This is a genomic window from Enterococcus sp. 4G2_DIV0659 (genome assembly GCF_002140715.2).
In the GTDB taxonomy this organism is placed as follows: domain Bacteria; phylum Bacillota; class Bacilli; order Lactobacillales; family Enterococcaceae; genus Enterococcus_L; species Enterococcus_L mansonii.
Genome location: NZ_NGLE02000001.1, coordinates 2421223 through 2446915 on the forward strand (window position 1 = coordinate 2421223; position 25693 = coordinate 2446915).

Annotated in this window: 25 protein-coding genes and 1 pseudogene; 15 read left to right on the top strand and 11 right to left on the bottom strand. The window is 36.5% G+C overall.

Translation table 11 applies throughout. The features are described 5' to 3' along the window. The first annotated feature begins 318 nt into the window (after positions 1-318). Both A5880_RS11240 and A5880_RS11245 read left to right on the top strand, forming a co-directional pair. Positions 319-1494 carry an RtcB family protein gene (locus A5880_RS11240; protein WP_086330286.1) on the top strand — a complete coding sequence of 392 codons (1176 nt, stop codon included), beginning with the start codon at positions 319-321 and terminating at the stop codon, positions 1492-1494. Positions 1495-1593: 99 nt separating this feature from the next. Further along, entirely contained in the window at positions 1594-2454 is an 861-nt protein-coding gene (locus A5880_RS11245) for a VOC family protein (RefSeq protein ID WP_086329131.1), read from the top strand. A 137-nt stretch (positions 2455-2591) separates the two neighbouring features. Here the strand turns inward: A5880_RS11245 and fni are convergent, their stop codons facing one another. From fni to A5880_RS11285, 8 genes are all read right to left on the bottom strand, one after another. Then, positions 2592-3638 carry a type 2 isopentenyl-diphosphate Delta-isomerase gene (fni, locus tag A5880_RS11250; RefSeq protein ID WP_086329132.1) on the bottom strand — a complete coding sequence of 349 codons (1047 nt, stop codon included), beginning with the start codon at positions 3636-3638 and terminating at the stop codon, positions 2592-2594. After that, positions 3622-4719 (bottom strand): phosphomevalonate kinase, encoded by a 1098-nt coding sequence (locus A5880_RS11255; protein ID WP_086329133.1) that lies wholly within the window; start codon positions 4717-4719, stop codon positions 3622-3624. Before A5880_RS11255 ends, fni begins: the two co-directional genes overlap by 17 nt. Beyond that, positions 4716-5714 (bottom strand): diphosphomevalonate decarboxylase, encoded by a 999-nt coding sequence (gene mvaD / locus A5880_RS11260; protein ID WP_086329134.1) that lies wholly within the window; start codon positions 5712-5714, stop codon positions 4716-4718. The genes A5880_RS11255 and mvaD overlap by 4 nt, the downstream gene beginning before the upstream one ends. Beyond that, a complete protein-coding gene (mvk, locus tag A5880_RS11265) occupies positions 5714-6658 on the bottom strand; it encodes a mevalonate kinase (protein WP_086330287.1) in 945 nt (314 codons plus the stop codon). Before mvk ends, mvaD begins: the two co-directional genes overlap by 1 nt. Positions 6659-6678: 20 nt before the next feature. After that, the gene (locus A5880_RS11270; RefSeq protein ID WP_336577143.1) at positions 6679-7929 is read right to left on the bottom strand and encodes a tripartite tricarboxylate transporter permease; all 1251 of its coding nucleotides are present in this window, start codon (positions 7927-7929) and stop codon (positions 6679-6681) included. Between the two features lie 102 nt (positions 7930-8031). After that, complete coding sequence (locus A5880_RS11275) at positions 8032-8259, bottom strand: hypothetical protein (RefSeq protein WP_086329136.1); 228 nt, start codon at positions 8257-8259, stop codon at positions 8032-8034. A gap of 319 nt (positions 8260-8578) precedes the next feature. Beyond that, positions 8579-9214: a pentapeptide repeat-containing protein gene (locus tag A5880_RS11280; RefSeq protein WP_086329137.1), complete on the bottom strand. Its 636-nt coding sequence runs from the start codon at positions 9212-9214 to the stop codon at positions 8579-8581. 38 nt (positions 9215-9252) lie between these two features. Further along, on the bottom strand, positions 9253-10311 hold the full coding sequence (locus A5880_RS11285) for an FUSC family protein (RefSeq protein WP_086329138.1): 1059 nt from the start codon (positions 10309-10311) through the stop codon (positions 9253-9255). 387 nt (positions 10312-10698) lie between these two features. Here A5880_RS11285 and A5880_RS11290 point away from each other — a divergent pair, with 387 nt between their 5' ends. After that, positions 10699-12375 (top strand): peptide ABC transporter substrate-binding protein, encoded by a 1677-nt coding sequence (locus tag A5880_RS11290; RefSeq protein WP_086329139.1) that lies wholly within the window; start codon positions 10699-10701, stop codon positions 12373-12375. Positions 12376-12578: 203 nt separating this feature from the next. Here A5880_RS11290 and A5880_RS11295 read toward each other — a convergent pair whose 3' ends face one another. Beyond that, positions 12579-12917: a DUF3899 domain-containing protein gene (locus tag A5880_RS11295; protein WP_086329140.1), complete on the bottom strand. Its 339-nt coding sequence runs from the start codon at positions 12915-12917 to the stop codon at positions 12579-12581. 83 nt (positions 12918-13000) lie between these two features. On the opposite strand from A5880_RS11295, the gene opp1B reads away from it, so the two are divergent. From opp1B to A5880_RS11350, 11 genes and pseudogenes are all read left to right on the top strand, one after another. Next, positions 13001-13942, top strand: a complete 942-nt coding sequence (opp1B, locus tag A5880_RS11300; protein ID WP_086329141.1) for an oligopeptide ABC transporter permease Opp1B — start codon at positions 13001-13003, stop codon at positions 13940-13942. Continuing rightward, positions 13942-14994, top strand: coding sequence for an oligopeptide ABC transporter permease (gene opp3C / locus A5880_RS11305; protein WP_086329142.1), 1053 nt, complete (start codon positions 13942-13944; stop codon positions 14992-14994). The genes opp1B and opp3C overlap by 1 nt, the downstream gene beginning before the upstream one ends. A gap of 5 nt (positions 14995-14999) precedes the next feature. Next, positions 15000-16060, top strand: a pseudogene (gene opp1D / locus A5880_RS11310) (oligopeptide ABC transporter ATP-binding protein Opp1D). Next, complete coding sequence (locus tag A5880_RS11315; RefSeq protein ID WP_086329144.1) at positions 16060-17019, top strand: ABC transporter ATP-binding protein; 960 nt, start codon at positions 16060-16062, stop codon at positions 17017-17019. The pseudogene opp1D and the gene A5880_RS11315 overlap by 1 nt, the downstream one beginning before the upstream one ends. 149 nt (positions 17020-17168) lie before the next feature. Beyond that, positions 17169-18290 (top strand): RNA-guided endonuclease TnpB family protein, encoded by a 1122-nt coding sequence (locus A5880_RS11320; protein ID WP_086329145.1) that lies wholly within the window; start codon positions 17169-17171, stop codon positions 18288-18290. 296 nt (positions 18291-18586) lie between these two features. Next, entirely contained in the window at positions 18587-19387 is an 801-nt protein-coding gene (locus A5880_RS11325; RefSeq protein ID WP_086329146.1) for a Cof-type HAD-IIB family hydrolase, read from the top strand. Positions 19388-19698: 311 nt separating this feature from the next. Continuing rightward, on the top strand, positions 19699-20220 hold the full coding sequence (infC, locus tag A5880_RS11330; protein ID WP_010763961.1) for a translation initiation factor IF-3: 522 nt from the start codon (positions 19699-19701) through the stop codon (positions 20218-20220). 110 nt (positions 20221-20330) lie between these two features. Beyond that, entirely contained in the window at positions 20331-20531 is a 201-nt protein-coding gene (gene rpmI / locus A5880_RS11335) for a 50S ribosomal protein L35 (protein WP_010771140.1), read from the top strand. Positions 20532-20728: 197 nt separating this feature from the next. Continuing rightward, positions 20729-21088: a 50S ribosomal protein L20 gene (rplT, locus tag A5880_RS11340; RefSeq protein ID WP_086329147.1), complete on the top strand. Its 360-nt coding sequence runs from the start codon at positions 20729-20731 to the stop codon at positions 21086-21088. A gap of 157 nt (positions 21089-21245) precedes the next feature. Continuing rightward, positions 21246-21662 (top strand): hypothetical protein, encoded by a 417-nt coding sequence (locus A5880_RS11345; protein ID WP_336577144.1) that lies wholly within the window; start codon positions 21246-21248, stop codon positions 21660-21662. Positions 21663-21750: 88 nt separating this feature from the next. Further along, a complete protein-coding gene (locus A5880_RS11350; protein ID WP_086329149.1) occupies positions 21751-22320 on the top strand; it encodes a CPBP family intramembrane glutamic endopeptidase in 570 nt (189 codons plus the stop codon). A 104-nt stretch (positions 22321-22424) separates the two neighbouring features. On the opposite strand, the gene celB is transcribed toward A5880_RS11350, so the two are convergent. Then, complete coding sequence (gene celB / locus A5880_RS11355) at positions 22425-23714, bottom strand: PTS cellobiose transporter subunit IIC (RefSeq protein WP_086329150.1); 1290 nt, start codon at positions 23712-23714, stop codon at positions 22425-22427. Between the two features lie 388 nt (positions 23715-24102). Between celB and psiE the strand changes: the two genes are divergently transcribed. Next, positions 24103-24546 (top strand): phosphate-starvation-inducible protein PsiE, encoded by a 444-nt coding sequence (gene psiE, locus A5880_RS11360; RefSeq protein ID WP_086329151.1) that lies wholly within the window; start codon positions 24103-24105, stop codon positions 24544-24546. 64 nt (positions 24547-24610) lie between these two features. Here psiE and A5880_RS11365 read toward each other — a convergent pair whose 3' ends face one another. Continuing rightward, positions 24611-25645, bottom strand: coding sequence for a YeiH family protein (locus A5880_RS11365; protein ID WP_086329152.1), 1035 nt, complete (start codon positions 25643-25645; stop codon positions 24611-24613). Positions 25646-25693: the final 48 nt, after the last annotated feature.

Consider the following 25693-nt stretch of genomic DNA (forward strand, 5'->3'; position numbering starts at 1 on the left):
AAATAACAAAGAAGAAAGGAGGGAGCAAAATGAAAATGAATCAATTCACAGCTAGTCATTGTCAAAAATGGGTTGTAGAGTGTTATCTTATCGTAAGACAAGTGCAAAAATCATGTGTTTTTGCTCTCTCTTTCAGTGTATAGAACCAATCAAGTAGAGTTCTTAAAAAGATAAGCCGTCGATCATTTTTTGATCGGCGGTTTTTTTGAAATTTTATGGAGGTGAGTCCAATGAGTGGAACAAAAGGAGAAAAACAAACCGGCTAAGGAATGCAGCCGTCATTTTGCATTCCGAATAAAAAAAGAACGAGGAATCAGAATGTTAACAATTAAAGGAAAATACAACGAAGCACAAGTTTTTACTGACATGTTAGAAGAGAGTACAATCGGACAAATCATGTCTTTATGCAATCAAGAATTTGCCAAAGAAAGTCAAATCAGAATTATGCCAGATACACATACTGGCTCAGGATGTGTGATTGGAACAACGATGACCATCCAAGATAAAGTCGTGCCTAATTTAGTTGGGGTGGATATCGGTTGTGGATTGCATGTAGTCAAATTAAATAAATCAATCAAAACAAATTTTGATAAGCTAGATCGAATTATTCGAACGAGAATACCAAGTGGTTCGCATACACATGAGAAAAGCCAGCATTTTTTTGAATTAGGAAAAATCAATGCGCCCATTCATAAAGGTTGGGCACTAAGGAGTTTAGGGACTCTTGGTGGAGGAAATCATTTTATTGAAGTGAATGAAGGAACAGACGGCTTGTATTTAGTCATTCATAGTGGTAGTCGAATTTTGGGTAAAGAGATTGCTGAATATCATCAAGAAGTAGCCTATCAAAAATTGTCTCAATTAAGAAAAAATTTAAAGCAATCTGCAACATCTGCCAAGAAAATGGGGAATATTCAAGATGCTGAGAAACTAACTCAAAAACGAGAGTTAGTCAAAATTCCATATGAATTATCTTATGTTACGGGTGATGAGTTAACAAATTATTTAAATGACATGAAAATCGCTCAAGCATATGCCGCTATGAACCGCAAAGTGATGGCTGAAACCATCATCAAAGGAATGAAGTGGAAGAAAGCGATGATTGAATCATTTGATTGCCCGCACAATTATATTGATTTAGAAAATAACCTGTTAAGAAAAGGAGCCGTTTCAGCTAAGCTTGGTGAAAAAATCATTGTTCCTTTAAACATGAAAGATGGCAGTATTCTAGCGATAGGAAAGGGAAATTTAGATTGGAATCAGTCAGGACCACATGGTGCAGGGAGATTATTAAGTCGCTCCCAAGCGAAAGCAAGAATTAGTCTTGAAAGTTATCAATATGCCATGAAGCACGTTTGGACGACTTCAGTTTCAAAGAAAACAATCGATGAAGCACCAAAAGCGTATAAACCGATGAAACAATTAATGGAAGATGTAAAAGACACAATGGACATTCGAGAAGTGATTCGACCACTTTACAATTTCAAAGGGTGAATAGTTTTAAAACTACCGCACTCTCTATATAATAAAGAGAGAACAATGGAATTGAAGGATGCTTAAAAAAGTCGTTTTCTCAAGAAAGGATGGTCAAAGATGTCTAAATTTTCTCCATGTTTATGGTTTGACGGAAAAGTAGAAGAAGCAGCAGAGTTTTATGTAAATGCGTTTGAACAAGGCAAAATCAATAAAGTTGATTACTATGTCGATAGTGAGCATCAACCCAAAGGCTCTGTATTGACGGTTTCGCTAACACTTGCAGGACAAGAAATTATTTTGTTAAATGGCGGACCAGAGTTTGCGTTTACGCCAGCAATTTCTTTCTTTGTAGAATGTGAAACAGAAGAACAAATTAACAAGTTGTGGGAAACCTTAAGTCATAATGGAGAAGTATTGATGGAATTTGGGGAATATCCATTCAGTAAAAAATATGGGTGGTTGAATGATCAATATGGTGTCTCATGGCAATTAGTTTTAGGCGATAAACCACAGTCAATTGCGCCTAGCTTTTTATTTACTGGAAACCAATTTGGCAAAGCAGAAGAAGCGATGAATCAGTGGATCGACATTTTTGGTGACGGCAATGTAGAATATGTCCAAAAAAATCCAGATGGTACTGTCGCCCAAGCATTATTTACAATGCATGGTCAGCCATTTCGGGTGATGGATAGTGGTGAGGCACATGATTTCACCTTTACGATGGCGACGTCTTTTTATGTCTATTGCAAAGATCAATCAGAAATTGATCGATTGTGGGATGCAGTCACTGTAAAAGGGAAAGAATGGCCGTGTGGTTGGATGGAAGATGAGTATGGTGTTTGCTGGCAAACTGTTACAACGGATATGGAGGAACTACTTGATAATTCGGATCCAGATCGAGCATATCGTGTGATGCAGGAATTGTATAAGATGAAACGGATTGATATAGCTGCTTTGAGGAAAGCGTATGAAGGATAGGTTAGGACAGAAACCTATTTTATAGGGGCCTAGGACATAGCGCTAAAAATTATATCTTAGACCCCCACAAATCGAATAAACGGCTAGAGCAGAAGCGCTCCCTTTCTTGGGACTGAACGCTTCTGTCCTAGCCGTTTTTATTTACTTCTCTTAGCAAATCGCTGATAAGCAATCCCACGGCTTTCACACCAATGAATAATCTCGCCAGAAAAAATAATATCTGTTGTCGTAAGTTCAGCCGTTGTTTTCTTCCCGAGCAATGTGTACAACATTTGAAGTTCCTCTTCCCATTGGCGAAAAAGTTCGATTGTTTCATCTACCCCGTTTGTCATCAAATGATTTAAAATAGTGCCAGCAATTCCCACACTTTTAGCTCCTAAACTAAGTGCTTTGACGATATCCAGTGATTGTCGCACGCCGCCAGAAGCTAAAACCGTCAAATCACGCTGCCAATTCATCGATTCTAAGAGTGAAATCACCGTTGATTGTCCCCAATCAGTTAAAAAGTCCAATTCTCTTTTCTTCCGACGAGCATTTTCAATTTGAGTAAAACTTGTGCCGCCTTGACCGCTGACATCAACAGCTTTTACACCACGCTGGATTAATTGTTCAATCGTTTCACTGCTCATGCCAAAACCAACTTCTTTAACGATTACAGGAACAGATAAGTGAGCGACAATATCTTCAATAGTATCCAACCAGCCATGAAAATCACGATCTCCTTCTGGCATCACTAACTCTTGCGGAATATTCACATGAATTTGTAGTCCATCGGCTTGAAAAAGGTCAACAGCTCTTTTAGCTTCTTCCAAAGAAAGACCAGCGCCTATATTGGTTAAGATGATCCCATTTGGATTTTCTTTCCGCATGATTTGGTAGGTTTCAGCTAAATCAGAATCTTTTAACGCTGCATTGACCGAGCCAGTTGCCACCATTACACCGGTTTCTCTAGCAATGATTCCCAATTGTTGATTGATGTCTTTTGCACGTGCGCTACCACCAGTCATAGCATTGATATAAAATGGTTGTTTAAAGGTGAAATTAAGAAAAGAAGTAGAGATATCGACCTCTTCTGTGGCTATTTCCGAAAATGAATGGTGAACAAAACGGATTTGATCAAAGTCATTAGTCTTTTCTTTATGAAAGGCTTTTGCTAAAGAGAGGTGTTCATCTTTTCGATTCATCTTGTTCCTGCTTTCCGTAAAAATATACATGTAATGGTAAAGGCGTGATTCCTTCTTTTTCCCAAGAGCTCATTAAAGGCAAAATGCCCGATTTTTGTTTGAATAAAACAATACCGCAATCGCCACCACCTGCACCAGAGGACTTAGCTGAACCGCCATATTGCTCAGCTAAATTACATAGTTTTTTCAATGCAGGCGTTTCGATTATAACACCAGTAATTGATGTTAATTGTTGGAGTAGTTGGCGATTTTTTTGAATTTGTGTTTGGATTAAAGAGATATTGTCTGTATAAAACCCTGAAATCATTGTTTCAACGCAGTGTTTGCTTTGTTGAAGAAATTCTTGATAGGCGGTTTCTTGGCTGTCTCTTGATTGGTGAACTTGATCCACTAAATCAGAGGTAGAAGCTGGACTGCCCGTCCAACCAATCAATAGCCGTAGTTTTTTAGGAACAGGTAATGGCTGGATCATTAAATTTGGCCAAGTTGCTTGCAGTAAAGCTGTCAAGGCTTGTTTTTGAACTTGTTCCTTGACCCATTGATGATCGAAGGTCGAAAAAGCAATCCAACCGCCATAGCAACTTGCTGCGATATCTCCACAAGAACCATTTCCTTGCACTTCTAAATGAGCTAATGCAGATAGTTTGAATATTTCTTCTTCTTTTATCTTTAAATCATAAAAAAGACTTAATGCTCTGACGGTTGCAACTGTCACAGCACCACTGGAACCTAACCCGTATTTTCGCCCCGTTGAATTGTCCAGCTCGCTGGTAACTTTCAAGTGATAAAAAGATAGTTCTTTGTGCTGTTCTTGAGCATATAGTTCAGTTAGACGAATGGCAGCCAGTACATAGTGAAAGGGATTTTCTCGAATATCTAGAACGAGTTTATTATTTCGTCTTGTCCAGTGTACCGGCAACGAGCTGAATTGAGCAGATTGAATGCTGCCCACATTTTCTGCGGATTCAAGTGTGACAGTCACAAATTGATCTACAGCAACAATAATTGCTGGATGTCCAGGTTCGACAACGGCATATTCGCCAGCGATAAACAGTTTACCTGGTGTGGAAACTTCTATCATTTTTCTTCCAACCTTTCTAGAGGAATCAACGCAATTTCTGGTCCTGCATAAGCTGTGATTAGTTGTTTTTCAGATAGATGCTCTGCTAAAAACTGCGTTAACGCAGTTACATTTTTCTTTTCTACTAAAATTTTAACATTTGGACCTGCATCCATTGTAAAGTAGCAGGGCAGACCTTGTTGGCGAGCTGTACGCACTAATTGCATGACGTTCAAGCTTTCAGGTGACCAATAAGTAAATGGCGGCACAGCAGCTAATGTAGTTCCGTGCATGCGAAGCCCATTCGCTTCGGTAACTTCTCCTAATCTTATGAAATCTTTTTCTAAGATAGCTTGTTTTGCTGTTTCCAGATCAGTGTCAATTGTTTCAAGCCAACCTGAGTAAAAGCTCGATGTTTCAACGGTGCGCCTCATACCATCTCGACTGGAAATATCTTTTACGCCATCATCAACTAGAACAAATACCATCGCTAATTCGTCTTCCCATTTATTGGAAGGAATCTGTTGAGCAAATGAGTTCTGATTGGAATCTCCTTTTTGCCATTCAGAAAATCCTCCAAAAATACTACGGCAAGCAGAGCCCGAACCCCGTCTTGCTAAGCGAGAGAGCTCTGTTTTGCTCAAGTGCAAATTTAAAGCTACACTACATGCACCAGCTAAAGCAGCTAAACCACTAGCAGAAGAAGCCAGACCAGCTGCGGTTGGTACAAAATTTTGGCTCTCAACTTTAGCGAAGAGTGATATATTTTGTTGCTGACGAACAAGATCTAAAAATTTAGAAATTTTAGCTGTCTGTTTAAGGTCTTGCTTTTTTCCATCTAAAAAAAATGTATCTTCAGTCAGTGCTTCACCGAAATAGACACTTGTTTCAGTGTAAAACGCATCTAAGGTTAAAGAAAGACTACTATTCATTGGTAGTATCAATTGTTCATCTTTTTTGCCCCAATATTTGATTAAAGCAATATTTGTGTAAGCTCGTGCTTTTCCAGCGTACATTAATTTTTCACTCCTAATGATTGAATCCAGGTTGCTACAGCACCAGCAGATTCTAACGATACGGCGATTTTTTCAGCGTTGTTTTTAGAATCAGTTAAAGCAATCATACAACCGCCGCGTCCACCACCAGTTAATTTTGCGCCTAAAGCGCCATTTTTTCGCGCTGTTTGGATCAGATTGTCCAATTGTTCATTACTAACAGTCAATGCCTCTAGCTGTTCTTGTGCTTGATTCATAATCTGTCCTAAAGCACGACAATCATCTGCTAAAATCGCTTGTTTAGCAAGAACAGTCAATCGACCTAGTTCACTGATGTGTTGTGAAGTGCTTTCTTTGTCTTCTTCAAATAAGTGAGCGACATCGCTAACTGCTTCTCTAGTCTGGCCTTTGATACCTGTGTCAGCAACAATCAAATAAGCATTTGACACATTCATCGGAAAGCTTTCTAAGGGTTGTCCTTTTATGAAAAATAGTGGTTCATGTCCACTGGTAGCTGCTGCATCAATGCCGCTAGGGTTACCGTGAGCAATTTTTTCCGCACGATTTACCAAAGACAACAACGTTTCTGATGGACAGGTAACGTCAAAATAATCATATAGTGCACGTACGATAGATACTGCGACCGCCGCACTTGATCCCATACCACGTTCGGCAGGAATTGTGCTAGTGATGGTAATATCAAGAGAGACTTTTTCTTGCTGAAGCGCCAGCAATGTTTGTTTAACTACTTCTTTGACACTATTTAAACGCTGAGGAGCTTTTGCAAGCTCGCCAGAATAATATTGACAATGTAAAGTCAAGACAGAATTTGGAACAACCGTTGTTGAGAGAGCAGTTGCCCGAAAAGGAAAAGCAATTGCTGGTTTGCCATACACGACTGAATGTTCACCTAACAAAATGATTTTCCCTGTTGCTTGACCATGACCGATGTTTTCTTTATTCATTTTACTAACAGCCCTTCGTTTTAAAAAATCAGATGGGTTGTAATCCATGGTGCAGCGTAGAGAATCATAAATTGAACACCATAATTGACGCCCATTTTATTTAGAGTACCACAAACGATTCCTACCAGCAAAACACCAAAAATATTGATCAAACCAGCATCCATGTACGCTAATAATAAAATAAACCCAATAAATAAACCAAGTATTGCTTCATGTGGAATTTTTTTCAAAACAAAAGCGGTCATCTGACGAGCATATTTCATTGCGATAAAATAAGTGATAGCAGAAGCGATGATTCCTGCAAAAAGAATGGCAAAAACAAATTCACCAGTGCTTAATAAATGATGAATATTACGATCTAAGGTAAAAACAGGCGGCGCATTGAACAGGGCATTTGCAGGCCCCACAGCTACAGGTGATAACGGGATTCCTAAAGCAATTAGTGGAATGATCACGCCGGAAAGATATGTTGCATGAGATAATGCACTCATCGAAGTGATCGCCATACTTGCTTTTTTCACAGGATCTTTTTCTTTATTTGCGACAGCTTCACCAAATAAAATCGTTAAACCGACTGGACTTAAAAAGAACAAAAAGTTGGAAAGCAAAGAGACGATTACGCTTGTGCTAGCTTCTTTTTTCGTAATTGTTTGAAATGGATGGAGCAAGGCTTGTGTATCATCAACTTTATTTAAACGTATGTTATTTTCTTCCTGTCTAGGTAGAGTATCTCTACTTTGTTTATTTAATAAACCTAGCAGTGAAACGAGTAAGGGACCAATTGTGATTCCTAAAAAGAAAGAGACGGTTACATTTTTCTCTTGTGGAACGGCTCCAACGCCCCAGTATAAATAGCGCAGACCTTGAAAAAGTAACCCAAGAGGAATGATACTGATTAATGCTAGTAATTTATTTTTCCCGATCAAAGATAAAAAGATCGCACCGAAAACAAATAATAAAGGAGCATACTCTTTTACTGAATCTGAGAATGGTGCCAAAATGTTGGCTAACAGTAAGCTGACCGGTATGGCAATGGCTGTTCCAATAATAGAACCTGTGGCCATTTTTTTTATACTGATTGCCGCCATTCCTCGCTCTTTTAAATATAATGCGTGTTCGATCATCGGCGTAGACATTACACCACCTGGCAAGCCAACCAAGGCTGTTGGAATAGCATTCATCAAGTTTAACGTAATAATCGCTGAGATAAAGAAGGTTAAGACAACAATCGGTTGAACACCTGCTAAAACGACGGCTAATGTAACTGGCATCAAAACAGACGTCTCATCGGTACCCGGAACAAAACCGATAAATGTATAAAGCAACTGCGCCTAAAACAGCTAGAAGCATTTGAAAGAGTAATCCAGTATCCATCAGTTATCCTCCTCCTCAATCACTGTTCGTTTGGGCTTGATTAAAAATGTACTGATAATAAAACCAAGAACAGCGCCTCCCAGCCCAAAAAACAATTGTTTTGTAGTATCTTGTGCAGGCGCTAAAAAAAAACTCCCCATAGTTGTCACGCTGCAAATAGCAATAGCTATAATCAAATCTTTTAAATCAACTAGGTCGCCCCAAAGTTCAATAAGATTTTTTTTCATTGACAAATCCTCCTTAAAATGATGAAGCTTTGCGTAATGTAGGGTTTGAACAAAAATGAACGGATGAATGGTTCTTGCAATCACCACCGCTTTTTTTAGACAGAACCATAACGCGTTGTGCTAATTGAGAATAATTCTCAACTTATGTTAGTTTACCAAAAAAAGACATGAAGTAAAATTTTTAGATTCTGTTTAAGTAAAAAATTAACTTCTTTTTAACTTAGTCATGAAAAAACGCTAAAATAAGCCGCCATTCGTAAAAATCCAAAAGTAATTTTTGTGAATGGCAGCTTATCCATTGGTAGTAAATGAATGGCGACTAATCTTCAATAATTAACCCTAAACCAGCAGCAATTGTTATCGCTTGTTCTTGAGTAACGATCAACCCTTTTAGTAATTCTTTTGAAAACGCAATTTTTTCAAAAGTCGTTTTAGTGAAATCCATGCCAGCTAATTTAGTATGGAACCAATTACTCCCTGTGAGTGAGCATTGTTCAAACAACAGATTGTTCCAACTTACTTCAACAAATTCGGTATCGTTCAAACTAGTCTCCTTAAAAGTAACGACCTTTTGATTGGTTACACTAAAGGAAGAATAATCAGCTAAACAATCTTCAAATAGACAATCTCTTAAATAACTCTCGGCAAAATTGGTTCCCGTTAATTTACATTGGCGAAAATGGACTTGATGGAAACTGGCGCCAATCCACTCTGTATTGGAAAAATCACAATGATCGAAGAGGACATTACTGCATTCAAAACGTTCTAGGTGATTCCGATTCATCGTTAATTTATCAAAGTGACATTCTCGAAAAACTAGATTTCGGACATCTTGATAACTTAAATCTTGTTCTTTTACAGCTAATCCTTCAATAATGATTTCGTCATCAATAGAAATGAAATCAGTTTCGGTCAGTTTTGGTAGTAAAGGTGCTACAGGTTTTTTGATTTTCATAAATAAACCTCCAAGTAATAATGCTAGACTAGCTAAAGTTATTCTGTTTCTTGATCTAAATTTTCATTTAGTTGGTAAGCACGGTTGTAAAAAGTTAAACAAGTAGTTAACACAAAAGCACCTAAAAGTCCTAAAAGACTACCCAAGACGATCCCAATCAAACGATAATTCAGCAAACTCACTAAATATTGTGGGCGAGCCAAATTAGCAAGCAATAAGGACATTGGTGTCGTGAAACAATTTGCGATTGTATAATTTCTTTTGATGAAAAATTCCACCATTATAAAAAAGAAACAAATCAATAAAATGGTTTCTAACGAAGTAAAGGAAATGTTTAATAAAAAAGCCGCAATCAATAACCCGATCATCGTGCCGAAAATTCTCTGAACATTTCGCTGCATGATTGCCCGCAAGTTATCTCCTTGCAAAACTGCAGCACACGAGACAACCATCCAGTAAGCATTTGTTAAGTGCAAGGACTGACTAATATAAGTTGCTAGAAATAAAATAGCTGCATAATGTAAAGCATCAAGTAAAGCCGCTGGATCTGTATAAAGGCGCTCTTGTAAAGAAATTTTCTTTTGAGGAATAGCAGTTTCTCCTTCCACCAGATATAAAACAACTGCAACTACAAGAGAAGTTACAATTCCTAACAATACATAGCTCATCATTATAGGAATGTGTGCTAATGGAATTTTAGTACCACTCCCCATTGCGGTGACCATAACAATAAAAAAAGCCCCAGGTTTGGCAATTTTGTACAAGCGAAAAATAATCCGAGCAAAAAATGAAACCAAAGCAATTGCAATTGGAATCATCCAAGGAATGTGGGTACTAAGAACACCAATAAGGTTACCACAAAATAAAAAAGCCCCAACAGCACTTAAATGAATCAAGAGTTCCTTTAATGGAAGTGTTTGGTAATAAAGGAATGTAAAAATGCCAAGTGAGCCAAAACTTCCAATCAATAAATTGTTAGAAAAGTAACCAATAAATAATGGTACGGCCATGCAGATCCCAGCACCAATCAGGCGTAATGGTGCTTTTTTAGGTTTATTAAATACAATTAATTCTTTGAAAAAAGATGAATGATTCATCTAAATCCTCCTTTTTCTGATGTTTATTCGTTGCAAAAAAAACGTTGTTCCAAAACAAACGTGGGTTAACGACATTTGTTGAGAAGTAAAAAACAATGTGAAGTAATTAGGGTTTAAAAATTGATGATGATGACGTCATTTTTAGTTTTTCAATGACCACTACTAATCTAACATACTTTTTTATAGGAAGACAACTGCTTTACAAAATGTTATTCTAAGAAACAACTTCTAATGAATGTATAATTTAATGATGCAGGGATTAAGAAAAAATAAGATTATTCTTGATTTTTTAATCTAAAAATTGTAAACTATACCTCAGAACAATAAATAATTATTAAATTCTGATTTTTCAGAAAATACTTAGGGTCTTTTAGGGAGGAAAAAAGAATGAAGTTAAAGAAGTCATTTGCTTTTGGATTCATCACTTTATTTAGTTTATCACTAGCAGCGTGCGGTAATGGAGGCACAAAAACAGACGATTCAGGTAGCTCAAAAGCAGCCGATGGCAAACCAAGCGGCGAGCAAATTTTACGTATCAATGAATTGCAAGAAATGCCAAGTGCTGATTTATCAGTAGCGACAGACAAGATCAGTTTTACTGCATTAAATAATGTGTATGAAGGGATTTATCGTTTAAATTTAGATAATAAGCCAGAACCTGCTGGAGCTGCTGAAAAAGCAGAAGTCAGTGAAGATGGACTTACTTACAAAATTAAATTAAACGAAAAGTCTAAATGGTCAGACGGCAAACCTGTAAAAGCAGAAGACTATGTTTACGGATGGCAACGGACAGTTGATCCTGCGACAGCTTCAGAATATGCCTACCTTTATGAATCAGTAAAAAATGGCGGAGATATTGCAGCAGGTAAGAAAGACAAAGCTGAATTAGGTATTAAAGCAGTGGGAGATTATGAGTTAGAAATCAATTTAGAAAAAGCAACTCCTTATTTTGATTATCTATTAGCGTTCCCATCATTCTTCCCGCAAAGAAAAGATATCGTGGAAAAATATGGTAAAGATTATGCAGCAAACAGTGACAATGCAGTTTACAACGGACCATTTGTTTTAGCTGATTTCGATGGACCAGGAACTGATACAGAATGGACATATAAGAAAAATAAAGAGTATTGGGATGCTGACACTGTCAAATTGGATGCCATTAAAACAAATGTAGTAAAAGAAGCACCAACTTCATATAATTTATTCCAAGATGGTCAAGCTGATGATATTCAATTAACTGGTGAGTTAGCACAACAAGCGGCAAACGATCCACAATTAGTTATCCAAAAAGAAGCATCAACTCAATATATGGAATTAAACCAAATTGATAAAGATTCACCTTATAGAAACGCTAACCTAAGAAAAGCAATTGCTTATTCAATTGACCGTAAATCTTTAGTTGAAAAAATCCTAGGTGATGGCTCTGTAGAACCAAAAGGATTAGTACCAGCAGACATGTCAACAAGCCCAGATGGGAAAGAAGACTTCACTAAAGCGGCTGGAGACAAGATCGAATACAATAAAGAAAAAGCAAAAGAATATTGGGAAAAAGCGAAGAAAGAATTAGGTATTAAAACATTAGACATTGATATTTTATCTTCTGATGCTGATTCATCTAAGAAAACAGTAGAATTCGTTCAAAGTTCAATTCAAGACAACTTAGAAGGAACAAAAGTGACAGTAAGTCCAGTACCATTCTCAGTTCGTTTAGACCGTTCAAATAAAGGTGACTTTAAAGCTGTTATTGGTGGATGGGGAGCTGACTATGTAGATCCAAGTAGTTTCTTAGATCTATTCCAAACAGGTGTGCCTTATAACCGTGGTCATTACAGCAATCCTGAATACGATAAGCTATTAAAATTAGCTTCAACGACAAATGCTAACGATCCTGAAAAACGTTGGGAAAACTTAGTTGATGCAGAGAAAACAATCATGGGCGACATGGGTGTCATTCCTCTGTTCCAAAAAGCAGAAGCTCACTTACGTGCTGAAAAAGTAAAAGATGTTGGTTTCCATCCAGCAGGTGCGCAATATGATTACAAATGGACATACATTTCAGAATAATCTAAATAGTTTTCAATAAATGAAGCTGAAACAGAAGTGCTAAGCTCTGAGAAATAAAAAGAAATTCACGGAAATTGGGTTTCAATTTCCGTGAATTTCAGCTTATTTTAACTGAGCTGCTTCTGTTTTGCCATTTACCTAAAATAGAAGCAAGCTTAGTCAGATTCAGAGGAGTTTATATTTCTCTCTCTTGCTATCTTTGCTCATAAAAAGTAAAATAATAAAGAAACAATCAGCAGGATACCACCAGTTTCAAGCCAGTAAAGCTGATGTGCTTTGCCAATCTCTGAAAATGGAATAAATTCTTTCGGTTCATTTTTCTTTTTAAAACGAAAATGCATTTTCATAAAACGTTGGAAATTATCAAAAAATCCTGAGGACATAATCCAAAGGGCAACACCGATAATCAGAAAGAACAATGAAACAATGAAGAAGGTATCCGATACAAAAGGGATAGTCAGTGACTGTTTTATTAATAGGTAAGTAAAAATACCGATGCTTGAGACCGCTGAGGTAATCAAGGGCCATTTAAAGTTTTTCATGTGCTCATCCTTATCTAAAATTTTCTATCCTTACTTTATCGAAAAAAGCTGATGAAGTCAAAATAATCTCGGAGGTGTCATTCTTGAACAGTTTTGGAAAATATTTTCTTAAACGGGTCTTCTTTATGATCATCACATTGTGGCTGATCGCAACGATTACGTTTTTCTTAATGCAATTATTACCAGGTACTCCTTATACCAACCAAGAAAAACTTAGTCCAGAAACAATCGCTATGTTGAACAAGCAGTCTGGCTTAGATAAACCGGTAATCGTTCAATATGGAATTTACTTAAAAAATCTTGTGGTAGGTGATTTTGGGATTTCATTCCAATTCAAAAACCAGCCAGTAGCAAAACTTCTAGCAGGTCGTATCGGACCATCCGTCCAATTAGGTGGACAAGCAATTATTTTTGGTACATTAGTAGGGATTCTTCTAGGAATCATCGCAGCAATGCGCCAAAATACTTGGGTAGATACATTAGCGACGTTAATGGCTATTTTAGGACGTTCGATTCCTAACTTCGTCTTTGCTGTATTACTACAATATGTATTTGCGATGAAATTAAAAGTCTTACCGATTGCAATGTGGAACGGTTTTGCATATACAATCCTTCCGACGATTGCTCTTGCGATGAGCCCGATGGCCGATTCCGCTAGGTTTATTCGAACCGAAATGGTTGAAGTTTTACATAGTGACTATGTAGAGCTAGCGCGTGCAAAAGGATTAAGCCGCTGGCAGGTTGCTTTTAGACACGGACTTAGAAACAGTTTGATTCCTTTGATTACGTTGTTAGGCCCACTTGCGGTTGGTTTGATGACAGGATCATTAGTTGTTGAAAATATTTTCGCTATTCCAGGTATCGGTGAACAGTTTGTAAAATCAATTATGACAAACGACTATCCAACGATTATGGCGGTAACGATTCTTTATTCAGCTTTGTTAGTATTCGTTATTTTAATCGTTGACTTACTTTATGGATTGATTGATCCAAGAATTCGTGTTTCAGGAGGTGCCAAAGGTTAATGGAAACAGTTGACTTAAATAATGTCCCAGAAAAAATCAAAGAAATACCTGCAAAAGAATTCCAACCTTTGGATACATCGACAACAAAGGAAAGAGAACGTATTGCAACACCGTCATTAAGCTTTTTACAAGATTCTTGGCGTCGATTGAAAAAGAATAAAGCGGCTGTAATTTCCTTAGCGTTTTTAGGAATTATCATCTTTATTTCGATTATCACGATTTGGGTGTCACCACATGATCCGACACAGCAAAATGTTGCTTATATTAATTTACCGCCGCGTATTCCGTTTTTAGACAGTATTAATGGATTTAACGGTACAGCCAGTGTTGCTGGTAGAATGGTAGATAAATATGCACAAGCCAAAGTTCCAGACAATGTGAATTTCTATTTAGGAACAGACGGTTTAGGCCGCGATGTATTAAGTCGTCTATTCATGGGAACACGTATTTCATTATTGATTGCGTTTATCGCAGCTTTGCTTGATATCACAATCGGTGTAACGTATGGATTGATTTCAGGATTATTAGGTGGTCGTGTAGATACAGTGATGCAGCGTGTCTTAGAAGTTCTTTCTGGTATTCCTAACTTAGTTGTTATGATCTTGATGCTGACTGTTTTTGATCCAGGTATTTTATCAATCGTTTTAGCGATGGTTATTACCAACTGGATTTCAATGGCCAGAATCGTGCGGGCTCAGACCTTGAAACTAAAAGATCAAGAGTTTGTGTTAGCTGCTCAAACATTAGGTGAATCTCGTATGAAGATCGCCGTAAAACATATTTTGCCGAACATCTCAAGCGTAATCATCGTTCAAATGATGTTCAGTATTCCATCGGCAATTTTCTTCGAAGCGTTTCTAAGTTTCATCGGTTTAGGATTAAGACCGCCGACCGCTTCACTTGGAACATTATTAAATGAAGGATATAAAACGTTCCGTTTCCTTCCATATTTAATGTGGATTCCTGCCGTAACACTGTCAGTCGTAATGATTTGTTTCAACTTGTTAGCTGACGGACTACGTGATGCCTTCGATCCTAAGATGAAAGAGTAGAGTGAATGACTATGGAAAAAGTATTAGAAGTAAAAGACTTACAGATTTCTTTTGATACGTTTGCTGGGAAAGTAAATGCTATCCGTGGTGTTAGTTTTGATCTGTATAAGGGAGAAACTCTTGCAATCGTAGGAGAGTCTGGTAGTGGAAAATCAGTAACTACTAGAAGTATCATGCGATTATTGAGCAGCAATGCAAACATCGACAATGGAGAAATTCTGTTTAAAGGTGAAGATATTGTACACAAATCGGAAAAACAAATGCAAACCATTCGTGGTAAAGAAATTGCAATGATTTTCCAAGATCCAATGACATCTTTAGATCCAACAATGCCAATCGGCAAACAAGTGGCTGAATCATTGATCAAACACAATAAAGTGTCAAAAAAGAAGGCTTGGATCAAGCATTAGAGCTATTGAAATTAGTAGGAATTCCAAACGCTGAAAAACGTTTGAAAAACTATCCTCACCAATTTTCAGGTGGACAACGTCAACGTATCGTAATCGCGATCGCTTTGATTTGTTATCCAGAAGTTCTGATTGCTGATGAGCCAACAACAGCCTTGGATGTAACGATCCAAGCACAAATTTTAGAACTATTAAAAGACTTACAACAAAAAATCAGCACATCAATCATCTTTATCACTCATGATTTAGGTGTAGTAGCAAACGTTGCTGATCGTGTAGCTGTAATGTATGGTGGTCGTCTTGTGGAAGTTGGGACATCAGAAGAAATTTTCTATAATCCTCAACATCCATATACATGGGGCCTACTTGGTTCAATGCCGACGATGGAAGGAACAGAAGACAAACTCTATGCGATTCCTGGTTCACCTCCGGATTTATTGGACCCACCAAAAGGAGATGCTTTTTATCCGCGTAATGAATTTGCGATGAAAATCGATGCAGAAGAAGCACCACCATACTTTGAAGTATCACCGACTCATAAAGCTGCAACGTGGTTATTAGCGCCTCAAGCGCCAAAAATCACTCCTCCAGCTGAAATTGTAAGACGTTGGGCGATTTATGCTGAACGCCATAATACGACTGCAGGAGGCGTTAAATAATGAGTGAAAAAAGAAAAGTACTTTTAGATGTTAAAGGACTAAAACAATATTTTAACGTTGGTCGTCCTGATGAAGTTAAAGCAGTTGACGATATTAGTTTTCATATCTATGAAGGGGAAACATTCGGGTTGGTTGGAGAATCTGGTAGTGGAAAATCAACGACTGGTCGTAGTGTGATCCGTTTATATGATCCGACTGATGGAGAAATCATTTTTGATGGTGACGATATTAGCAAAATTCGTTCAAAATCAGCAATGCAGGCCTTTCGTCGTGAAGTGCAAATGATTTTCCAAGATCCTTATGCTTCGTTGAACCCTAGAATGAAAGTCAATGATATCATTGCTGAAGGGATCGACATCAACAATTTAGCCAAAGATGCTGCTGAACGTGAATCAAAGGTCAATGAATTACTAAAAGTTGTTGGACTTGATCCGAGCCACGGCACACGTTATCCACATGAATTTTCAGGTGGACAACGTCAACGTATCGGAATTGCGAGAGCTTTAGCTGTCGATCCCCGCTTTATCATTTGTGATGAGCCGATTTCAGCCTTAGACGTATCGATTCAAGCTCAAGTGGTCAACTTATTGCAAGACTTACAAAAAGATGCGGGACTAACATATTTGTTTATTGCCCATGATTTATCAATGGTAAAACATATCAGTGACCGTATCGGTGTTATGCACAGTGGTAGATTATTGGAGATGGGTTCAAGTGATGATGTGTATAACTTTGGTGTACATCCGTATACTGAAAGTTTATTATCAGCGATTCCTTTACCTGATCCAGACTATGAGCGTACGCGTAAACGAATCGTTTATAAACCTCAGCCAGAAGATAATAAAGAACGTAAACTAAGAGAAATCACACCAGAACATTATGTGTATTGTTCTGAAGATGAAGTTGAAGGTTACCGTGCAAAAATTGAAGAAAAAAAAGCCAAAGGGAATCAAGAATAATTCCTTTGGGAAATAAAATGCTAGCTAAGAAAAAAGAATCATTTTTTCTTAGCTAGGCTTTTTAAAAAATGGGATGAAAAGCAAGAAGTAACGAATGAGCCTAGCGTTTTGGGGAACAATACATAGCTCATTGTTAAGGTGGTTAAATAATGAAGGTGTTAAAAGCGTACAAATACAGACTTTACCCTACCTTATCGCAAGAAGTCTTTATCAAAAAAACATTTTCTTGCGTTCGACTAGTGCACAATCTTTTATTACAGGAAAGAATTCAGCTTTTTAAAACATTGAAAGAACAACCTGAACTAAAAGTGAAAATGCCGACACCTGCTCAATTTAAAAAAGAACACCCTTGTTTAAAAGAAGTAGATAGTTTAGCATTATCAAATGCACAAGTTTATTTGGATCGGGCATTCAAAAAATTTCATAGAGAAAAATCAGTGGGGTTTCCAAAATTAAAACAAAAAAAAGATGCTGTTAGTTCGTATACAACAAATAATCAAAACGGCACGATTAAAATTATTGATGAAAAATATCTAAAAGTACCGAAACTAAAATCATTGATAAAAATGAAAATGCACCGTCCAATAATAGGGAAAATAAAGTCAGCAACAATTTCTTTATCGCCCAGCAATAAATATTTTGTTTCGATCTTGTGTGAAGCAGAAATACCTACAGTGGAAAAAACATACTCTGCTATCGGGATCACCTTAGGTACTTCGGAATTCGCTGTATTGTCTAATGGTAGACGTATCGACAATGATAAATTTACAAAAGAATTTGAGCAGCGGATCACTAGAGAAGAACGAAAATTGACACGACGCAAAGAAATTGCTAAAGTAAAAGGAACTGATATCACCCAGCAAAAAAACTATCAGAAGCAAAAACTGAAAGTAGCAAAAATGCGGGAAAAATTAATGAATCAGCGTATTGATTTTTTGAATAAAATCACAACAGAACTAGTTAGAAAATATGATTTGATTTGCATAGAAGATATCCATCAAAATGATTTTTTTAGAAATAGTAAGCTACATCGAGGGGTTTCCGATGTCTCTTGGGCATTATTTGTATCAAAACTAGAATACAAAGTATCTTGGTATAACAAACGATTAATTAAAGTTTCTGCATGCGGGAAATGTTCTGAACATTCAGATAATACACAGCTAAGTCAAATGTTTACTCAGGATATCAATGCTAAAAAAGGACAAAATGATTCAGAGACTGCAGCTAGTATTCAAGTATTAGTTCAAGGATTAAAAAATATACGAACATAAAAAGTAAAGAACTGTAGGGACTACAGGGATAGCCTAGGGCATATAAGATAGATATAGCGTTTATTCGATCATTTATCTTTTTCTAGGAAATTACTAGTTTGACTAGTGATAGTTCACTAATTATTAGTTGATGAAAAATAAAAAATTGCTTCATTTTATCGATTTAAGTAACTAGATGCTTAAAGGATAGAATGAAGTTTTTTGTTTTGTAACCTAAAAAGTATAGTACAATATAGATAAGTAAAGAGAGACATGCGTCAATCACCTATAGATGAAAAATGAAAGGAAGCGAAAAAATGACAGTAAAAATGATTGCGGTGGACATGGATGGCACTTTTTTAAATAGTCAACAAGATTATGATCGAGAAACCTTTGCTCAGTTGTATCAAATGATGAAACAAAAAGGAATTCGTTTTGTTATATCAAGTGGAAATCAATATTACCAACTTAAATCTTTTTTTCCAGAAATTGATGCGGAATTATCATTTGTGGCGGAAAATGGGGCTTACATTGTGAGCGAAGGCGAGGAAGTATTTACTGGTGAGATTGATCTTGAAACGGTTCATGAAGTATTGACTATTTTAGCGGATTTTAAAGAAGGTCATACGATTCTTTGTGGAAAAAAGAGTGCCTATGTTGCTGAGCAGGAACCGAAATCGTTTATTGAACACGGTAGTAAGTATTACCATCGATTAAAGAAAGTTCCTGATTTATTTGAGGTACAAGAGGACACTCTTTTTAAATTTGCGTTGAGTTTTCCTGTTGAACAAGTGGCGGACGTGTTAGGCCGATTAGAGGATGGATTAGAAGGGAAGCTTATTCCTGTATCCAGTGGACATGGGGATATTGATTTAATCATTCCAGGTATTCATAAAGCGCACGGACTGATGAAATTACAAGAATTATGGGGGATAAAAAATCATGAAGTTGCAGCATTTGGCGATAGCGGAAACGATCTTGAAATGCTAAAACATGCAGGATACAGCTATGTTATGAGTAATGGGCAACCCACAGTCAAAGTCGCTGCACAGGAAATTATTTTATCTAATGATGAGAATGGTGTATTGCTGAAAATACAAGAACTACTCCATATGTAAACGAGGAAAAGGAAGGCAGAAACCCAATCTCCCAAAATAAAGGGTTTCTGTCTTTAGTCAAAAAAAGCATTGACAAATCTAAATAAATAGAATATACTAATAAAGTTGAGAAATGAAAGCAGAAGCACCCGCTTCTCGCCTTAGTTGACACTGTCACTGGGCTGGATATTGGATTCCTTATATCATTGATATAAGTCCGAATAATCGCGGGGTCTGTATTACAGAGCCTGTTTTTTATTGTATTTTTATACTAACGGACGTTTAGGAAAAGAGCTTAAGCAATGATTTTCTCTTAAAAAACTTGGAGGTGAATGACCATAGCAAAGGATATGATGGTGAACGACGGCATTCGTGCACGCGAGTTACGTTTGATCGGACAAGACGGAGAACAATTAGGAGTAAAAACAAAAGTAGAAGCATTACAAATTGCTGAAACTGCAAACTTGGATTTAGTTCTAGTAGCACCTACTGCGAAACCTCCTGTTGCGCGAATTATGGATTACGGGAAATTCCGTTTCGAGACGCAAAAGAAAGAGCGTGAAGCTCGTAAGAAACAAAAAGTGATCAACGTAAAAGAAGTTCGTTTAAGTCCAACAATCGACGTAAATGACTTCAATACAAAACTTCGTAATGCACGTAAATTCTTAGAAAAAGGGGACAAAGTGAAAGCTTCGATCCGTTTTAAAGGCCGTGCCATTACCCACAAAGAAATTGGTCAGAAAGTTCTTGATCGCTTGGCGGAAGAAACTGCAGATATCGCTACAGTGGAACAAAAAGCGAAAATGGACGGACGCAGCATGTTTCTAACGCTGGCACCGAAGAATGAAAATTAAGCTAACAAGCTGATAATTAGTTAATGAATTTTTTGAGGATGCTAGTTCAACTTTTTCAACTAAGCTAGTTGAACTGTATACGAAATGAAAATGTAGGAGGAAAATTAGTCATGCCAAAACAAAAAACACACCGCGGATCAGCAAAACGTTTCAAACGTACTGGTAACGGCGGGTTAAAAAGATTCCGTGCGTTTACAAGTCACCGTTTCCACGGTAAAACAAAAAAACAACGCCGTCAATTGCGTAAAGCAGGAATGGTATCAGCAGGCGATTTCAAACGTATTCGCCAACAATTAGCAAGAATGAAGTAAAAAGCTGAATGAGCTCGATTAGCGTTGACTGAAAAATAGGAAAATATGAGAGTGGTGCTCTTTACCACAATCAGATTTTATCTTTTTTCCGAAAGGCTAGCTCATGAAGGTAGATTGAGAACGCTGAAAAGATTCTTGTACTAACTTAGCAATTAAAATAACTCATAGAGACAACAGATATTTAGGAGGAATTAACCATGGCACGTGTTAAAGGTGGCGTAGTAAGCCGTAAACGTCGTAAAAAGATCCTTAAGTTAGCGAAAGGCTATTACGGATCAAAACATACTTTATTTAGAACAGCAAAAGAACAAGTAATGAAATCTTATAGTTATGCATACAGAGATCGTCGTCAGAAAAAACGTGATTTCCGTAAATTATGGATTGCTCGTATCAACGCAGCAGCTCGTATGAATGGCTTAAGCTATTCTAAATTAATGCACGGTTTGAAATTGGCAGAGATTGATATCAACCGCAAAATGTTAGCTGATTTAGCTGTTAACGATGCAGCAGCATTTACTGCATTAGCTGACCAAGCTAAAGGTGCTTTAGCAAAATAATTAAAATACTTTTATTAGAATTTTTAACCCACTTTTTTGGTGGGTTTTTTATTTACCACTATTGAAGAGGCTTGTATATGTAGAGCTAGTATTTTCATTATATATGAGATCCAATTGGGATAGAGGCTGTCCACTAACCAGAGATAAGGAGGAAGAAATGACTAATACGTTTACATTGGATTGGTCCGGAGTCGTTTATAAAGATGAAGAGATAAACGAACAATTAATTAAAAAAATTATCGATGATTTTAATATAGAAGAAGATTCTTTTTTAGTTTTACAACCTGAATCACCTATTAAGAATAGTTTATATATGCAAGTGCAGAGTCCTTTAGATGAGAATATTCCCATAGAAATTCGTTTTATATATACTAATGGTGTGATGAAGCATTTTAGAAATGAATCCTTAGATAAACAGACTATCTATCAGTATTTAGTTGATTATTGGGCTAAGGAAGAAGTGCCGAATATAGAAAGCTGGATAGATATTTCTCATCAATTCAATACATTTTCAAATAGAATAATAAAGAGAATCAAAGATATATTTCTTAAGGAAAAGAAGGAAACAAATTGACTTAGAACAACGTAAAGCTAGGGAAAGTAGTAGATCCATAGAGGCGTTAATAAGAGAAAAAATTAAGGCAAAAGGGATATCTAAAGAGATGGGAAATGCTAATTTGTCATTAGCTATATCAGTTCTTTTGATGGTTGTAACTATTGGAAATATCTATTTATTACTATTTTTAGGAAAAAAATTAGGATTTTTTAAATTTAAATGGGATTTTATCAACTTGAAAAACATTGTCATTATTGTAGGTGGTTTTTTATTAGCAAGGGTGATTGCTATTGGTGGAACGTTGCTATTAAACAATCAAGGAGCTGAATCAACTGCAAATGATGTTGCGATTCAAACGATTTTTACCGGTGAAAATCCTATTCTGATCGTGCTATTGATCGGTATTTCTGCGCCTATTATGGAGGAAATTATTTTTAGAGGCGCTATTATTGGTTTCTGGTTTGAGAATTTGCCGATGGTTGGAATTGCCATCAGTTCGATTTTATTTGGGTTAGTTCATGGACCTACGAACGTGATTAGTTTTTTAATTTACGGATTGATGGGATTGATTTTGTCTATTGCCTATTACAAAACAAAACGTCTTGAAGTTAGCATATCCATTCATTTTTTTAACAATATTTTTTCTGCAATTGCAATCGCTATTGGTCTGATTTAATTGAAAAAAGGTGTTGCATGACTAATTAACCCCCGTACACTTGTGTGCGGGGGCATAGCTTTTTATGAAGAGGACTTGCCTCATCTTTGATCAACTGCAACCGTTTAATTTTGTTCTACTTTTCCTGTTTTTTCAATAGTGTAGGCTTTCAAATCTTCCATTTTAAAGAAAGGATAGTATAAGCAAAAGCTTAGTATAATTTGCACTATTTGAAGCAATGCTCCTCGCCAACCGCTGACCATCAAACCAGCAATTACAGGAGGCATTGTCCAAGGAAGGTTTACGCCATTAGCTAAGGGAACAATTCCAGTGGCCATGGCGGTATAAGCTAAGAGACACATCAGTAATGGTGCGATCACAAAAGGGATCAACATCATTGGATTCAAAACAATTGGTACACCGAAAACTAAAGGTTCATTGATATTAAAAATCGCTGGTGCAAAAGATAATTTTCCTAACGTTTTAAATTGAGCGGATTTTGCAAAAAACAGACAAGCAATCGCTAAACCAATCGTTGCGCTAGAGCCTCCCAGCTTTACAAAGTTACTATAAAACTGATAGTTCACAATATTCGGCAATGTTTTGCCTGCAGCGAAGGCTTGAGCGTTTTCCACTGTTAAAGCAATCCAGATTGGCTGCATTACAGCACCAACAATATTTGAACCATGAATACCAAAAGACCATAATAAAGCTTCAAATAGTAGAATAATCAATGTAGCAGGTAAGGAACTTCCTAAAGCTAGGAGAGGGGTTTGAAGAACTTCGAAAATAAAATTTTGAGCAGTTTCATAAGAAGTAAAGGTAAAACCAATTCGAATCAAATTGAAGATAATAACTACAAAGAATCCTGGAATTAGTGCAGAAAAGGATTTTGCAACATTAGAAGGAACTGAATCAGGCATTTTGATTGTCCAGCCTTTTTGAATGACCCAACGAAAAATTTCAGTCGCTAGTATAGCTGTGATCATACCAACAAATAATCCCGCTGCGCCAAAGTTTCCTAGTGGTAAAAATGCGCCATTATCAGTTGGGGTGATTGGCGTTAATACAAGAAAGGCAACCATAGCAATGGCTTGTGTAGAACTTCTGTCCACAGAATAATACTTTGCCAGTTCACTGGAGATCCCTAAAATAACAAATAAAGTCATCACATTCATCGTCATATCGTTGACTTGTAAAAAGAGCGACATCCAATTTTTACCCAAGATAGATTCCATAAAATTCGTATATGCGTCGATCGGCAATTGTGTGACTAATAAGAATATGGAACCAATAATTAATAATGGCATTGCCACGAAAAAACCATTTTTGATCGCTGATAGGTAACGATTTGAATCAAGCTTGTAAGCGATTGGACCTAGCTTTTCTTGTAATTTGTCTAAAAAACGATTCATTTTCTTCACTCCTACTCCATTTTTTATGATGATTAATTAACCAAGATTAGAAAAAAACGCATTTTTTGTAAACCCTTTCATTCCCGGCAATAACTATAATAAATTCAAAAAAGAAAAGGCGATACGTTAATTTTATCTTATCGAAATGCTAAAATCAATGAACCTTAAAAAATTTCTTCTAAAATAGCAAAAATAATATCACAGTTATAAAAGCTATTAAATGAGTTGGTTTTGCTACACAAAGCTGTTTTATTGTTGGTAGTTGTCCAATTGATTCAGGTTTAGATTTTTACATCGTATAAAAAAAATGCTATATTAATTCTATAAAGTATGAATTCTTGTAATTGTTAGAAGGATTCTACAAGAGGAGAATGAAGGGAGGATAAAGATGAAAGAAGATCAAAGATTTGGTACTATGAAAAAATATGTCAACTTAACGTTGGATGTTGTGTTAGGATTACTTGCTGTCCTTATTCTTATTTTTATGATACGGCAATTAGTTGACATTGCTACATTTATTGATAAACCAATGACACCGAAGAATTTATCACTTGTAATGCAAGAAATCGTTGCATTTTTCATGTTATTTGAGTTTATCATGATGGTTATTCGCTATATTCAAGAAGGACACCATATCCCAATTAGGTATTTGATTCTGATTTGTATAACGGCGATTTTAAGGCAGTTAATGGTAATACATGGAGAATCCGTTCAAACATTATTATTAGCACTATCGATTTTATTCCTAGTGATTGTTTTATTTATTTTGAATCTAAGTGGACATAAATCATATGCGGGATTTAAAAATCATGGGACAGATGATAAAATTTAGTTAAAATAAGTAAAAGAAGAGGCTGATATGGAAGTTAACTACTTCTATTCAGCCTCTTCTTATTTCAAAGTGTTAATAAAGCGATTAAACCTATGGCTACTACGACTTGGATGAGGCCAACTGATAAACCATAAATCAAAAATCGCTTGCCTTCTTTGAAAAATTTTTGAAAATCTAATCGTAAACCAATGGCAGCTAAAGCAGTAATTTCAAACCAGCCGCTAAAAAAGTGCGCGATTTGGCTTAATTGTTCTGGTAAATGAACCAAACTATTGAATACGCAGAATAAAACAAATCCAACGACATACCAAGGTAAACCGCTTTTCTTTTTTATTGATGCAGCGTCAAATGATGCTGTATCTGATGTTCTTTGCTGTTTAAATTTGCCAAAAAGATAAACCACGACAACCAGTAGCATAATCCGCATGATTTTAAAGAGCATAGAAAGCTCTACAACCTCTCCGTTGATCATACTGGCACTTGCGACTACTTGACCAACAGATTGTAACACACCGCCAATCAAAGCACTTTTTTGTAGAATATTCGATCCATAAACCAAAGAACCGATAAAGGGCAATAACAACATCAAAATAGTACCTAATAAATTGACTAGTGTGATGATTTGTCCTTTTTCTTCTTCTTTGGCGTGGATGGAAGGAGCGATCGAAGCAATGGCTGAAGAACCGCATACGGCATTTCCTCCAGCCATTAACAAGGACATATTATCTGAAAACAACATTTTTTTTCCTAATACATATGTAGCAATGATTGTTAATCCCATTTGTAAAAGAATAAACAGGCCGCCTTTGATTCCAATTTGAGCAATTGTTTGAAAAGTCACAGTCGCGCCCAATAAAACAACTGAAAACTCTAATAATTTACCTTCAGCGATCTTGGTCCCCTTTTCTAAACTTGGATTTTTCAAAAAAGTATTTCCTAGTAAAATACCAAGTAAGATAGCAATTGTCGCAGCACCTAATGTAGGTAGCCAAATTGCAATGATTTTACTTATGACAGCCACGCTAAAAGAAACCACTAATCCTGGTAAAATAGCTCTAACTGCTGTGGGATAAGATTGTTTTGTATTATTGTTTTTCACTCACTCATTCATCTTCTTTCCGTTTTATCTATACACGTAGTATAACTA